Genomic DNA, 15,767 nt, shown 5'->3' on the forward strand with positions numbered 1-15,767 from the left:
AAATTAAATCCCCAAATTGCATCAATTTAACTTAATTCATTGGCGGCGATCGGTAATTTTTTTAAATCCCCCTGGGGATTTGGGCGTAACCCAGGGACTCTTAAACCATATTCACCGAGATTTAAGCTGATTTTTCTGGACTGTTTAGTGGCATGGCTTCATATCTGGAAGCTTGCAACTAGCTGATGGACTGAATTGATCTTTTGTTTCCCGACCATGATTTGATTTATTTTAACAAATCTTATCCTTGGTAAAAATTAGATTTTTCCCGATCGGGTATGATCAGAAATCAGCATTTACTTGATGTTTACTCGATTCCTTGTGGGGATAGACACCGAGTCATCGCCAAACTTATTAGGGTCACGTCCGAACGCTTCGCCCTGAGCTAATTTTAACCGGATTTTACAATGTTGGCAATCTGTAAACATCGAGGATTCGTCTTGTACCGAACAACAACGTAATATAATTCTTAGATTATTGACTGTTGACTGTTGGCTGTTCACTGTTGGTTGTGGGCTGTGGGTTGTTAGTTGTTGGTTGTTGGTTGTCCTTAGTCCTTAGTCCTTAGTCCTTAGTCCAAGAACAAACAACAAATAACAAATAACAAACAACAAATAGCAAATAACAAATAACAAGCAACAAATAACAAATAACAATCGTATTTGTCCGTGGAATCCCGTTGATCTTTTCTATATTCGACAAAATTCGACAAAGCAGAAAATCAATGAGCAATCCCAATTCTGTTCTGACAGAGGTGCTAAAAGTCTTACCTCAGCTACGTCCACAAATTTACTTTAAAACTTCTCTAACGGCCTTGTCCCATGCGATGGAAGATCAGGTTTTGGCAGGGACAGAGAAGCCTTTGGTGATTGCTTGCTTTCAACGCGAACGCTTTTATCGTCAGGAAGCCCAGCGATATCGGCGCATTGGACTTAAAAGTAATCAAGTCTATGTCCTCGCAGCACCAGATACTAATTTTAAAAATGCTTCGGGTATTCACGAAACAGTTGCTTTTGACCCCAACGATGGTCTATCTCACGAGTGGCATTTAGTGGTGGTGGCACAAACTTATGCTACTTGCTTGGTCTGTCGGGAACGGGAGGCGGTGGCAAATCTGCCGGACATTGCCGAAATAGATCAAGCCCGTCGGTTTGAGGGGATTTGGACTTTCGATCGCCGGGTGGCTTGTGAAGCCGCAAAAGTTTTGTTGCAGCGGATTTTGGAGTATCGACCGGAGTTAGCCGAAAAAATTGAGCAAGGGCGATCGCTCTTATCAACGACAAAAACTCTAGTCTCTTATGTGAATCCTGACCCATTTGCCGATCGCCTTGTCACTTATTTGCAAGCCTCTCAGTATAAATTAATCAAAACCTATCGATCGTTAGCCGAACAAGAACAGCGGGAAAGATCGATTAACCTGATTACTACCGCAATTCGGCGATCGCTTAATCCCGATGAAATCTTCCAAGTGGCTGCCGAAGAAATTGGCAAAGCCTTGGGGGTTTGCCGTTGTTTAATTTACCGCTGCAAAGCCAGCGATCGCACCGCCACCATTAGCCATGAATTTTTAAGCCCAGGAGTAGAGTCTCTCGCGGGGCAAATTTGGCCTCTGACCGAAAATCCCTTATTTCAGGAAGTTGCCGCCACCGCTGAACATATTTATATAGAAAATGCTGCCACTGACCCCAGGCTGGCCGCAGAAAAGACACAAGGCTTTATCCGTCGAGCTAATATTGGTTCTTGGCTATTGGTGCCGGTCTTATATCAAAATCAGCTAGTAGGCATGGTGGAGTTACATCACTGCGGACAATGCTCCAGAGACTGGAGTCCGCACGAATTAGCCTTAGTCGAGGGCATCACCACCCAAATTGGGGTGGCTTTGATTCAAGGGGAAGCTTTCGCCCACTTGGAAAGTTTGAACGAACAGCTAGAAGCCTTAGACCGGACTCGCAGCAACCTGATTGCCATTACCGGACACGAGCTCCGCACCCCCCTTTCCACCATTCAAGTTTGCCTGGAAAGTTTAGCCAGCGACCCGGATATGCCCCCTGAACTCAGGCAAGTCATGCTGAGTACCGCCTTGGATGATGCGGATCGAATGCGAAAATTAGTCCAAGACTTTTTAACCTTATCCCGCTTAGAAAGTGGTCGGGTAGAATGGCATCCAGAACCCATGCCCCTGGAAGAATGCGTCTATTTATCCCTCAGTAGTATCACGACCCGCTATCCCCAAAATAAACGACCAGAGATTATTTTGGCCGTACCGCCAGATTTGCCCTTAGTTCGGGCAGACGGTGAATGGTTGGTAGAAGTGCTGACGAAATTAATGGATAACGCTTGTAAGTTTACGCCCCCGAATGGCAAAATCACCGTCGGCGCCCAGCAGCTTGACGATCAAACCCTGGAAGTGATCGTCAGTGATACCGGACGCGGTATTGCCCGCGATCGCCTCGAAGCCGTATTCGATCGCTTTTATCAAGAAGAAGGCGCCCTGCGTCGTACTGCTGGGGGCACTGGTTTAGGGTTAGCCATTTGTCGGCAAATTGTCACCGGGTGGCAGGGAAAAATTTGGGCCACGTCTTCGGGACTGGATCGAGGCAGTGAGTTTCATTTCACTATTCCCCTATTTACTGGCAAGTTAGATCGGCCAATCAAAGCCGCCAAACAGGGAACAGGGAACAGGAAACAGGGGAGAGAGTGAATAGTGAATAGTGAATAGTGAATGTTGATTGTTGTTTGTTGTTTGTTGTTTGTTGTTTGTTGTTTGTTGTTTGTTGTTTGTTGATTGTTGTTTGTTGTTTGTTGATTGTTGTTTGTTGTTTGTTGATTGTTGTTTGTTGATTGTTCTTGGTTCTTTCTTCAACAACCAACCAAAGAATCCCTACCCAAAGAATCCCTACCCAAAGAATCCCTACCCAACAACAACCAACCAACCCCCAACCAACAACAACCAACCAACCCCCAACCAACAACCAACCAACAACTAACAACCAATAACTAACAATTCCTCAAACAATTGATCGCCCAAGGTCATTAGTCTCAGGGAAGGATGTTCGTCAAAAACTTCGGGATAAAAGGTGACTGATATTTCTTGATTTTGATAGGTTAACTGCCAAATTTTATCGCCTATTGGGGTGAACACAATTCCCCGCGATCGCAAAAGTTCTGCCATTATTTCCGATTGGGTAAAAAGTTGCTCAATTTCTGCTGGAGTAATCGGAGAAACGGGCAAAGTTTGGCGGATTTCGGCTAAATCTGCCTCCACATCCATGCCCACCATTTCATCTAAATCTGGACGTAAAAAGGGGCGATCGCATTCTCGGTCAAATTCTGCCATTAATACATCTTCTTCTTCCGGGTCTGCACTCATCACCACTTTTTCAATAAAGGTGGGAACTTGGGCTAAAATTGGCTGCAAATGTCCCACCACATTGGTAAATAAATTGATGCGATCGCGCAATTTTTTATATACTTTGGCCTCAACCGTACCATCATAATAAAAATTATGCACTTTTACCGTAGGATAGCGCTGACCTATGCGATCTAAGCGGCCAATTCTTTGTTCTACCCGCATCGGATTCCACGGCAAATCATAATTAATTAAAACCCCACAAGTTTGTAAATTTAAACCCTCGCTGGCGGATTCTGTACAGATTAAAACTTGAATTTCTCCATCTCTAAACATTCGTTTAATTTGTTCTTTTGGCACCAATCGCCACATATACTTAACCTGGTTATTCTTAACCAGGTTATTCGGCGAATTTACCCCCTCTAGTAACTCCCCACCTCGTCCCGAATAACAAGCCACGCGATCGCCGTATAATTGGCGAATTTGCTCCCGGAGATAATCCATTGTATCCGTATATTGGGTAAAAATAATCGCGCTTTCTCGTTCTAACAATTCCTGCCGTAAAGTTTCCAGCAAAAAAGATAACTTACTATCGTCACCCGTATTTTCAAATTGGCGTAATAAATCTTCTAAATACTCTATCTCTTTCGGATCTACCGGGTTTAATCCAGGGTTTAATCCAGGATTAAAATACTGTTCCAACCCTTGAATCACCGCATCATCTGCATCATCTAAATCCGCCAAATCATCAGGAGTAATACTAATCCCTTCTAACCGTCGTTGTAAAGATTCTCTAATCGCATAAAAAGAACTGGTTAACCGTTTCCGATATAAAGTCATTAAAAAACCTAGGGCTTTCCGGTTCTGTTTTTCCGCTAACTTATAGAAATTTCTCACATAATCGCTTACCGCTTGATATAGAGGAATTTCCCGATCGCTTTCCAGGGCGATCGCATTATCTTGGACAACCCTTTGGGGAATATCTTGGCTTAACATTCCCCGCTTATAATATTCCCGCAAAGTATCGCGAGTATGGCGAAACATCAAATCTTTCAGGGGAGTATTCACCGTCAAATATTGGCGGGATAACTGCATAAAATCCGCATTTTCCAGTAACTTTTTCCCATGCACCAAAGGCTTGCCCCGGTTCCAGGTATCTTGGAGTTGATAGGCTAACACACGGTTATTTTTTTCCAGATATGCTTGGAACCGGGGGCAAGGTTTTCCCCCAAACTGGAAATAATCGCGAGACATTTCTTGCCAAAATTTTAGCAATTGCTCGTCCGGTTTACTTGACAAGGTAGTAGATAATGTGCTAGATAATGTGCTAAAATAATTACAGAAGTTATCCCCATAACGCCAATGACCATTTAAGCCCAACAAATCTAGTAAATCAAATACCTCAATAGGGTCAATTTGCATCGGCGTAGCGGACAATAAAATTAAAGCCTTGGTCTGGGTTTTTAACTGCTGCATCAGTTGCAATAAACTATTGGGAGTTTCCTGACGGGCTTGGGGATTTTTGCGGCGGGCATGATGGGCCTCATCTAAAATAACTAAATCCCAAGGTTCTGCCCCTAACAATTCCCCTTGTCTCTCCTTGCGGCGGACTAAATGAGAAGAAGCTAAAATGCGATCGCACTGATTCCAGGGATTCCCAGAATTAGCCGAAATTTCCGTTATTTTATCCGCCGACTTAAAGCTACCTTGGCGATAACTCCAAAAATCCAAATTAAACTTTTCCCTAAGTTCCTCTTGCCATTGGGGTTGTACCGTTGCCGGGACAAGAATCAACACTCGTTTCACCTTTTGGCTAACCAACAAATAGCGCAAAATCAGCCCGGTTTCAATAGTTTTCCCCAACCCCACCTCATCAGCAATCAAAAAATTATTCGGGAAACTTGCGGCAACGCGGCGCAATATTTTTATTTGATGTAACCAAGGTTTAATCGGAATTGACTTTAAGCAAAAATCCAAACACCCCGGATGTTCGTGTATTTTTAACAGGGCATTTAATAGGTCTGTTTGGTGGGGTGTAGGGGGAAGAGGGGGAAGAGGGGTAAGCCGCCGTCGTGTAGGGTGTAGGGTGTAGGGTGTAGGGAAGAGGGATATTTCTTTTGTAGGGGCGAATGGCCATTCGCCCCTACGACTTTTCACTTCTCCCCCCACACTCCCCACACTCCCTTCATCCCAACTAGGTCTTTCCCCAGGGCTATATCGTAATAACTTTTGGCGAATCGCTTCGGGAACTGCAAATAACTTCACATTCGGGGCTAAATCATGCCAAAGCGTCTCAAACCGATAAACTTCTTCGGTGACACGCTGCATATCTCGATCGCCTTCCCAACTGCAATAAACATGAAACGACTCGATATTTTGTTCCCAACCACTGAGGGATTCATTATTTGACCCAAAGCAAACTAACTGATTATATTCTGCATCGGTAAAAATTCCCACTTTCTCATGGAAAATATGATGGCGATCGAGTTGTTGTTCCGGGCTTTCTGGCGTCCCATCTTTTTGCAGAGGAATGGCAATTTTTATCTCTAAATAACCATATTGAATCAACCAAGCCAAAATTTCAAAATGTTTCAACTGGGCAAAAGTTTCCGGCGGAGTTAAATCTGCATCCAACCGAGAAATCATCGCCTCCCGCAACTCATAGCCTTTTTTAATCGCCTCTAAATCTTGGGGTTGAAATTGGCAACCTAAAATCAGGCGCATTTTCCCTTCATTCTGCAACAATCCCCCCAGACCCCCGGCAACTTTACTTAAAATTGCACTATTAAAAAATCCCGATTTGCGATCGTAGTTTATGGAACATTCCAATGCCGGAATGTAGAAATCAAAAATCGGGTTATCTTCATTACTAGAATAACTTAATTTCCAGCTTTTTTCTTTAAATAGCATTTTTTGTTGTTGGTTGATTGTTGATTGTTGGTTGTTGTTTGTTGGTTGTTGGTTGTTGGTTGTTGGTTGTTCATTATTCAATCTGTAGGGGCGAAGCATAAAGCCTGACGGCATAGCTTCGCTTACCGGGCAAAGAATTTATGGGAAAAAACCAACAATGTATTACCCGAATGCTTCGCCCTAACATTGTTTGTTGGTTGTTGGTTGTTGTTGGTTGTTGGTTGTTGTTTATTCAATCTGTAGGGGCGAAGCATAAAGCCTGACGGCATAGCTTCGCTTACCGGGCAAAGAATTTATCGGAAAAAACCAACAATGTATTACCCGAATGCTTCGCCCTAACATTCGGGCAAAGAATTTATCGGAAAAAACAAACAATGTATTACCCGAATGCTTCGCCCTAGCATTCGGGCAAAGAATTTATCGGAAAAAACAAACAATGTATTACCCGAATGCTTCGCCCTAGCATTCGGGCAAAGAATTTATCGGAAAAAACAAACAATGTATTACCCGAATGCTTCGCCCTACCATTGTTGATTGTTGATTGTTGATTGTTGATTGTTGATTTTTGATTTTTGATTTTTGATTGTTGAACAAAAGAATCCCTACCCACCAACCACCAACCACCAACCACCAACAACCAACAACCAACCAACAACTAATAACTAATCGTCAATTGTTCATAAACCACCTTAGCCTTAATCTCATCCATTGCTGACCACAAATCCAGCAAATTCCGTTCTTCGGAAATGCGTTTTTTCTCATCCCCAATCCGGGGAATAGCCTTCAAAGCAACCTCGATCGCCTTCATAAAATTATCATTAGTCACCAAATTAGTATCTTGCATAAACTTACGGACTGCTTGGATATCGTTTTCCTCCTCATAAATAGCGACGATCGCGTGGATTCCATCCACCAAATAACGGCAAGAAAAATCTTTGGCTTCCGTGGAAAAAGCCCGTTTTTTCCATCGTTGGGTTGGAGTTAAGAGTTTACAAGTACCTCCAGAAGCACTTAGCAATTTATGAGTTTTGTCCAAGTCGGACACATTAAAACCGCCAATAGCTAAAGCTAATTGTCGCGCTTCATCATAAGGAAATTCGCGGGCTTTAAAAGCATCCCAAGCCAAAAAATACCATTGAGTTAAAGAGTCAAATCCTTGGGTATCTGTTTGGACTAATTTGCGGAAACGATAAGCTGCGATCGCTTTTCGGGCTTCCGCAAAAGCCACCTCTGGGCGAACTTCATCCCCACTGCTATTATAAATGGGATAAGACCGACTAAACACATTTAAAGCCGGACCAAAAGCACTTAAATATAAATCGATTCCCGTAATATCATTATCCTCAAATTCCGGGGCGCGTTGTTCCACCAAATTAGCCACTTCCGGGCGCAAATCATCCCACCAAGCGGCTTCAGCGTTCGGGTTGCGTTTGCGGCAAACCAGCAACACCGTACTAGAAACAGAATTTTTCTGGGCTTGATGTAAATTTTGGGGATTTTCTGTGCTCACAGACCAAGAAGCGGTAATTTCAAAACCCGCATCAATTAATGATTTAGTCAGCACATCCCAGGCGCCGGATTCTTTATGATTAAATTGTACCGTCATCACCCCATCATCCCGCAAAACTCGATAATATTCGCCAAAAGCCAAGGCCATTTTTGCCTCATAATCTTGGGCTGCTAATTCATCGGCGGAAATGCCCATATCCCGAAAACGAGACGGGTTGGCGACGGCTTCTCGGTCTTTATCCGTGAGTTCTGACCAGAATAATTCGGGGAAAATATCCCCTAATGTCCGTTTCATCCAAACATAGAAAAAATCGGAAAGATCGGCATAAGGAATTGTTCCATAATAAGGCGGGTCAGTGATAACCGCATCCACAGATTTATCGGCAATATGATAAAGGCTATCCGCCGAAGCCGCATCAATTTTAATGCTTTTGGGTTCGGTTTCTAGGATACCCGGTAAGCTGAGAGAGTGGGGTTTTGTGCCGAATAAATTACATAAAGGTGTGTAGTCTTTTGCTCCTTCTTCTTGACACGCTTTCCAAAGTTCAGTTGCCCCATTAACTTCTGGATAATTCCACATTAAATTTAATGCGTGTTGTGTTGATGCTTTTTGAATACAAGCTCTAGCAGCGTTATAAATAACTAATCTACAATTCGCATCAACACATCTATCTAATACTAAAGCCAAATAAGTGCAAATTGCCTCTACTTTTTCTGGTTCACATTCAGCCCGGATTAACTCCTTCGCTTCGTTGATAATTTCTACATAAGTCACCAAGGTTAAAAGCTGACGCGGGTTAAATATTTGAAACCATTGTTGACAATAACCAAGAATTTGCCCATGATCGTTTATAATATATTCATTAGGTATTAAATTATTAATTTGCCATTGATAATCTTGATTTTTTAAATATTCTTGGCTTAACTTCCATCCCGCTATATCAAACTCATTAGAAAGTCTAAACTCTAAACTGCTTTTTCCTTTTTTATAAGCCACTGCATATAACTGATGTCCTAAACCGACAGATTGGGCTTGAGACTTAATCACTTCATCCTCAATAATATTGCCACAAGTAGGACATCTACCCACCCCACGACTAACGGTAATGTAATCATCAGGATTGTATTCACCATCATCGGTTTTAATCGTTGTTCCTTTCCCTTTTTTCCCCTTAATTAACTCAAAATCAACCCGCTTTTCTGTCAGATTGGGAATTGGTTTCACCGCGTACCAATCACTCGTAACTTTTCTAGCTTGTCCTTTTCCAGCATAGTTACTTGTTTTACTTAACCACCAATTTGGACTTAAGGGAACCACAGACTGACAACTAGGACAAACTACCGTATGTGCCCATAAATAATTTTGCACAACTTCCTCACTTTCCGGGGTTGAAGGGAAAAAATCCGCTAATCTTTTCTCCGCTTCATCCCCGACCCACTTCACCCAACGGTCAATATCCACTTGTAAATCGGGGCCAAATTTTACCGGATATTCCATTGCAGCTTTCATAGTCACAACTGCCACCGGATTCAAATCCGAAGCTAACACATTTAACCCATATCTAGCGGCTTCAAAAGGAATACTCCCCCCACCGGCAAAAGCATCTAAAACTGTAGGGGTTCGGTTGCCCCAAACTCTCTCACAATAATCATGGACTTTCTGTACTACGGGATATCCTGGAGGCACCTTATAAAGTCGCAAATTAGCATCAGGTTTTAACCCATCCAATTCTGGATGTAATCCCAGTAAATATTCAAACTCATCTAATGAAATATCCTCTGGTAACAGAGAAGCCAAAACTGAAGCGCGAGAGAAAGATAACGGCTTCCGAGAATACCAGCGGTGTAATCCTTTAAATGGATTACCCCCATGTTCATAAGCCACCTGTTGATTTAACAGTTTCACTGGCATAATTCTCTCGATCAATAATCTATCTTTGTTCATGGTTGTTTGTTGGTTGTTGGTTGTTGTTTGTTGGTTGGGGTGTAGGGTGTAGGGTGTAGCCCTTCGGCAGGCTCAGGGTAAGAGGTGTAGGGTGTAGGGGGGAGAGGGTTTAGGGTGTAGCCCTTCGGCAGGCTCAGGGTAAGAGGTGTAGGGTGTGGGGAAGAGTGAAGAGTGAATAGTGATATTTATGCATAACTTTTAACTTGTACGGGCGAATGGCCATTCGCCCCTACGAATGCATCACTTTCTTCCCCTACACCCTACACCCTACACCCTACACCCTCCCTTCCCCCTACACCCTACACCCTACACCCTACACCCCTAACTTAATAATACCCGAATCGCCTTTAATGCCGAATTGCGTTTACCATGATTAATCTTGCCAAACCAATAATGGGCTTCTTCATCACTCATAGCCATAATTCCCGTGGTAATTTCCTGAATTCTCTCACTTTTTGACAATGGCTGCAAGGCTTGGCATAATATCGCCAATCTGACCCCGGAATCCTCTGATAAACTATAAGGGGCTTGCCGTCGTTTCGACAAAGTTTTCGGATCGTAACTATTGGCTTTTAAAGCCGCATAAATGCTTTGGCGGGCTAACAATAATTTTTCTCCTTTTAATTGGCCAATCCGCTTTGCTGCTGGTCGTTTTTTCTGTCCGGCTTGTTTGTAAGCACATTGATAAAGTTCCAGGGAAAAATTGTTATCTTTTAGGGGAATAACTCTTAATTGGAATTCTTGCATATTTTATCATCAATAGGACTTACAAATTATATATAGGATATATAGGGGCAAACACCGCCTGCAAACACCGCCTGCAAACACCGCCGGGGGTTAAAACGATGGCTGTCTCATAGCACAAGTCGGTTAAAACCGACTGAAATTTATATTTTGAAATCATATAATTTTAGGGAATTTATTCCCCGGCGGGCGGATATCGGGCGGATTAATTTTCACATCATATAATTAACCATATAATTTTAGTCGGTTTTAAGTAGGTGAACATAATTAATTGCACTTTTCGTTTTCCGCCAATAGGCTTTGGATTCCCGCCTTCGCGGGAATGACAGCCTTTCTTCTCGTGGGGTCTGTAGTGCATTTATTTCTGCCCACCTACTTAACCGACTTCCGCTATGAGACGGGGAATTTATTCCCCGGCGGGCGGATATCTGAAATTTATATTTTGAAATCATATAATTTTAGGGAATTTATTCCCCGGCGGGCGGATATCGGGCGGATTAATTTTCAAATCATATAATTAACCATATAATTTTAGTCGGTTTTAAGTAGGTGAACATAATTAATTGCACTTTTCGTTTTCCGCCAATAGGCTTTGGATTCCCGCCTTCGCGGGAATGACAGCCTTTCTTCTCGTGGGGTCTGTAGTGCATTTATTTCTGCCCACCTACTTAACCGACTTTCCCTATGAGACGGGGAATTTATTCCCCGGCGGGCGGATATCTGAAATTTATATTTTGAAATCATATAATTTTAGGGAATTTATTCCCCGGCGGGCGGATATCGGGCGGATTAATTTTCACATCATATAATTAACCATATAATTTTAGTCGGTTTTAAGTAGGTGAACATAATTAATTGCACTTTTCGTTTTCCGCCAATAGGCTTTGGATTCCCGCCTTCGCGGGAATGACAGCCTTTCTTCTCGTGGGGTCTGTAGTGCATTTATTTCTGCCCACCTACTTAACCGACTTTCCCTATGAGACGGGGAATTTATTCCCCGGCGGATATCTGAAATTTATATTTTGAAATCATATAATTTTAGGGAATTTATTCCCCGGCGGGCGGATATCGGGCGGATTAATTTTCAAATCATATAATTAACCATATAATTTTAGTCGGTTTTAACCGACTTTCGCCATGAGACGGGGAATTTATTCCCCGGCGGATCTCATGCGAAAGCCCCTACAAATATTACGAATACAACACCTGTGCCCTTAAATGAATCCGTTCCACGGGATTACGGTTAAGGGTTTGTTTAATTTGTTCCAATTCTGGCCCCGTAGGTGATATGGATGGGCTGAATTCCAGGGCGACTTTTAAGGATACGTTGCCTTGTTCCGACTTGACTAACCAATTACTCAAACTTGAGAAAAGACTCTGAAATCCACGGGCATCCCCTTGATATTCCAAGCGAATAAATTCTGCCCCAGTTTGAATAGTCACGTCTTGATCGATTTTTGGACTAAAACGCTGGAGTAAGGCGATCGCTGTTCCCAGTTTCCGATAGTCCATCAAGTCGCTGACGGTCATTTCTATAGCTGCGATCGCCTTAACCCGATGGTCCTGAAAGCGATCGCCCAACTGATTGAAAACCGAATTAAGACTACCATCAACTTCCACCGTAGGGGGCTGACTATCCCAAATATTCGGCTGATTCGCATCTATATTATATGTACCAGAATTAGTCGAAGAATTAGTCGGACGATAAATAGCAGAAACTTCCCGCAGGGAACCCACTCCCGGCCCTGCATTTACCGGGTCAACCGTAACTTCCCTTGTCGCAGTTTCCCCGTTGCCATAGTCTGCCACTATTTTAAATAGAGTAGAACTGCTAATTTCCGTTTCATATTCGTCCTTGGGTTTGAACTCGGTGGAAATCGCTATTTCATTTTTAAATAAGGTGACTTTTAGGGCCGCGTCAGCTTTCCACCGGACATAAACGGGTTTTTCCCCAGAAGAACTAGACATTAACTGATAAGTCAATTCTAAAGTTCTCGGTTTAGGGGGTTCCAATATTCCCCGACGATAGAGAACAAAGCGATCGCTAAACTCCACAATATCTGGCAAAACCAACGGCTGATTCTGAGTTTTAATATAAAAGCGTTCGGGCTTATCAGAAACCTTCAAATCCCAATGTCCCTCAGTCAAACCTTTTTGGATCGTCTCCCGTAACATCAAAACTTCTTTTTCTAACAGCATATTCAGGGATAAATCCTTAGCAAAAGCATTGCAAAGTTCTTTAGTAGTCCAAGAATCAATCCCCGCAGGCCAAACTTTTTGCAAAATATAAGCCGGGGCAAAAGGTTTCGCATCGTCTGGGCGAATTTTATCACAATCTTTTAACGCCTTAAGAATCACATCCTGCTGATGGTTTTTGCCTTTAACCATACTAGCATCTTGGGCGCTAAGAGTATAGTGCATCAAACCTTTCGGGGCTTTTACCAGGTCATTTGCTGGATAAAATAAATGACGATAAGCATTAGTCAAAGATACCCGCACATCTAAATCTTTTTGCCCTTCTCGTTCTTTCAATTGTTGCTGCTGCCGGTCTGACAAATCATCTAAACGATTAGGACTACGCAGAATATTTCTAATCGCTTGATATTCTCTAGCATTCTCGATCGCCTGTTGTAAAGCGGGCTTATTTGCCAATAAAAATAACAAGCGATTGCGGAAAATTCTAAACTTACCAGAATCCCCGGTTTGATGAAAAATGCGATCGACTAACTCCGGTACAGGATCCGTAGGACTATCCACGGTGACATCATCAAAATCCATCACACATAAAGCAATATCATCAGGGCGATCGTCCACGTCCGAGGGACTGTCTATCTGACCCGAAATCAGAGTAAAAAATCGCTTCGCAAAAATAGTATCCCGACGCCTTCTTAATTCTTCCTTAGCATCAGTTCGCTTAACTTGTTCTTTCTCCTCAGAAATAATCTTATTTAAAGAAGGTTCTTCCTTAAACCGGGCAAGGGAGGTAATTGGATCGTAATCCAAATACCAAGCTTCCTTAACCAACTTTTGTAGAATATCATCTACCACCCCCATTTTAACATCTGGAGTCAGCAAAGACAAACTTAATTCTGCTTCCCGAATCCCCGAAGAAATGCCTTGAGTTAAAGAATGCAAAAAAATCGTTCTTGCCACCCAAGTAGAAAAAGGAGGTTTACCAGCAACAGTCCATGCTTCATCTTGAATTTGGGCATAAGCTTTTCGCCCATCTAAATTATAAATATCCGCCTGAATTGGCCCTCGCATAAACGGACGTTGTAACCGAGAAGTCAACTCATTAGTCACCTGACTATTCACCCCAACGGGAATATGATGGGAATGAATCATCGGTATCCAAGCTGACAGCAACCCGGTCATTTCTGCCCCTGGACTTTCCTGATTTGCTTGCCAAAGATGCTGCACCACCAAAGCAAATAAACGCAACGCCCCTCGCGTCCGTTGAAACTCAGGAATCGCGGCAATTTTTTGGGTTAACAGCTTAAACAGTTCCGGGTGAAAAGGATAAGATTGTGCGATCGCCTCAGCATAAGAAGCATCCTTACAAGCATCCGGTAAATCAACGCGAGTCAAGCGATAAAGATCCACATATTCTGCCGCTGCTGCCTTAGCTGCCTCATCACTTACCCGTTCAAAAATGCGCTGTTTAACAATATTATAAATCTCGATATCCGTCGATGGACTAATCACCCGTTCCTGACGGGAAGAAGCCTGAATCAACTCATTCAGTTCATCATTCAAATAGGCAGTTTCTGCCGCAAAAGTATCAGACTTTGAAGCCAGAGAATAAACCAAAACCAAACAGTCACAAGCTGCCGCTAAATCCATCAAAGAAAACAGAAAAGCTACCACTTGTGCTGCCAAATCGCTATTCCCAATTAGTTTAGCTTTAGCTGATCGCAAATAGCGAGCAATTTCGTCTATAATAATAACAGTAGATTGCCCATTAATCAACCGTTCTAAAATAGAAGTTCCCGGACTAATCCCGCTGGTATCGGAACCTTTGAGCAATTCATAACCGGCCACACCGCCAATTTGGTAAGCAATTTCTCCCCAAATAGTATAAGTAGTCAGGCCAATATCTTGATAATAAATTCCATTTTGTGGATCTAAATCTCGGCCATCAATTGCTGCTACTTTTACCGCCGATTCTGGGATTAAATTCAAATCCACAAAACGGTCTAAACCTTGAATTTTTCTCCCTTGTTTACAAATATGCCAAAGGGCAATCTGGTCGTGAGTTTTACCGCCACCAAAACTGGTTTCTAAGCGAATCACCGGAGAACCAGCCCCTTGTTGAGTCAGACGGCTAAAAACTTCTTGAATCAGGGTTTTAATCCCATCAGTGGGAAAAGTGTTCGCGAAAAAAACATGAGAATCCTGATAAACTTGCGGGGCTTTTCCTTCCACCACTGGCCGAATTTTGGCGGCAAATATTTCCTCTTTCAACGAGCCGGATAGAATTTCTTTTCGAGGAATACAGGTATCAAGAATTGAGGATAAAGGCATAGTTGGTTAGGATAGAGATTCTTAGGGTAGAGGTTCTTAGGAAAGAGGAAAGAGAGGATTTGAACCACTTCAGGGACGGATGGGCATAGAGAAAAGATGTGCGTAGTATGCTTATTCTATGCATCTCTCTTCTTTTTCTCCTCTTCCCCTGCCAGGAGTAACTAATTTACCACCTGAGTCCCATGACTTCGAGGATCGCTGCTTTGGCTGGCTTTTTGAATGGGGGATTTGACGCGAGAAACCTGACCTGTGGCTTGGGCGTAAGGTAAGGAGTTGCCAGCGACTAAGGCGGTTAAATTCTCGGCCATCACCGATCGCGGAATTTCTCCGATCGCACTGGCGATCGCTTCACCGTCAGCGCCTAAAAAGACAAAGTGAGGAATGCCATCTACTCGGTATTTCAGCATCTCTGGCAACCATTTACTATTGTCCACGTTGAGCATGACAAAATTAAGCCGATCTTGGTAGTCGGCCCTCAGTTCTTCTAGGGTGGGAGCCATTGTCTGACAACTTGTGCACCAATTGGCATAAAATTCCATCAGGGTAGGTTTGCCGTTGCTTAAGGCTACGTCTAAGGGGATGGAATTTTCGGCAATTTCGCTGAGAGACGCGGTGGTGGTTTCTGTGCGTAAGCCGATAAATAAGGATACACTCAGAGCGATCGCCACCAACACAATTAGAAAATTTCTCAGTTGCGGGGCAATAGCGCTAATCGCGCCATTCGTCCGCTGCGCGGAATCGTTGGCTTCAACAGCGGATCTGGCTGAGTTAGGTGACATATCGTTC

General features: G+C 43.1%; 7 protein-coding genes. 1 reads left to right on the top strand and 6 read right to left on the bottom strand.

Going from position 1 to position 15,767, the window contains the following annotated elements:
* Window positions 1-724 precede the first annotated feature (724 nt).
* Window positions 725-2,701: a DICT sensory domain-containing protein gene (locus tag ABWT76_RS27130; protein ID WP_054466652.1), complete on the top strand. Its 1,977-nt coding sequence runs from the start codon at window positions 725-727 to the stop codon at window positions 2,699-2,701.
* Here the strand turns inward: ABWT76_RS27130 and ABWT76_RS27135 are convergent.
* The 6 genes from ABWT76_RS27135 to ABWT76_RS27160 all read right to left on the bottom strand — a co-directional run bounded on the left by ABWT76_RS27135 (window position 2,652) and on the right by ABWT76_RS27160 (window position 15,760).
* The gene (locus tag ABWT76_RS27135) at window positions 2,652-2,990 is read right to left on the bottom strand and encodes a hypothetical protein (RefSeq protein WP_190878647.1); all 339 of its coding nucleotides are present in this window, start codon (window positions 2,988-2,990) and stop codon (window positions 2,652-2,654) included. The genes ABWT76_RS27130 and ABWT76_RS27135 overlap by 50 nt on opposite strands.
* On the bottom strand, window positions 2,984-6,259 hold the full coding sequence (locus ABWT76_RS27140) for a helicase-related protein (RefSeq protein WP_354635243.1): 3,276 nt from the start codon (window positions 6,257-6,259) through the stop codon (window positions 2,984-2,986). The genes ABWT76_RS27135 and ABWT76_RS27140 overlap by 7 nt, the downstream gene beginning before the upstream one ends.
* 655 nt (window positions 6,260-6,914) lie before the next feature.
* On the bottom strand, window positions 6,915-9,680 hold the full coding sequence (locus ABWT76_RS27145) for a DUF1156 domain-containing protein (protein ID WP_354635244.1): 2,766 nt from the start codon (window positions 9,678-9,680) through the stop codon (window positions 6,915-6,917).
* A 354-nt stretch (window positions 9,681-10,034) separates the two neighbouring features.
* Complete coding sequence (locus ABWT76_RS27150; protein WP_054466653.1) at window positions 10,035-10,460, bottom strand: hypothetical protein; 426 nt, start codon at window positions 10,458-10,460, stop codon at window positions 10,035-10,037.
* Window positions 10,461-11,648: 1,188 nt separating this feature from the next.
* Window positions 11,649-14,981, bottom strand: coding sequence for a DUF499 domain-containing protein (locus ABWT76_RS27155; RefSeq protein ID WP_354635245.1), 3,333 nt, complete (start codon window positions 14,979-14,981; stop codon window positions 11,649-11,651).
* Window positions 14,982-15,142: 161 nt separating this feature from the next.
* A complete protein-coding gene (locus ABWT76_RS27160) occupies window positions 15,143-15,760 on the bottom strand; it encodes a thioredoxin family protein (RefSeq protein ID WP_082348877.1) in 618 nt (205 codons plus the stop codon).
* Window positions 15,761-15,767 lie beyond the last annotated feature (7 nt).

Source organism: Planktothricoides raciborskii GIHE-MW2 (assembly GCF_040564635.1).
GTDB classification, from domain to species: Bacteria; Cyanobacteriota; Cyanobacteriia; order Cyanobacteriales; family Laspinemataceae; genus Planktothricoides; species Planktothricoides raciborskii.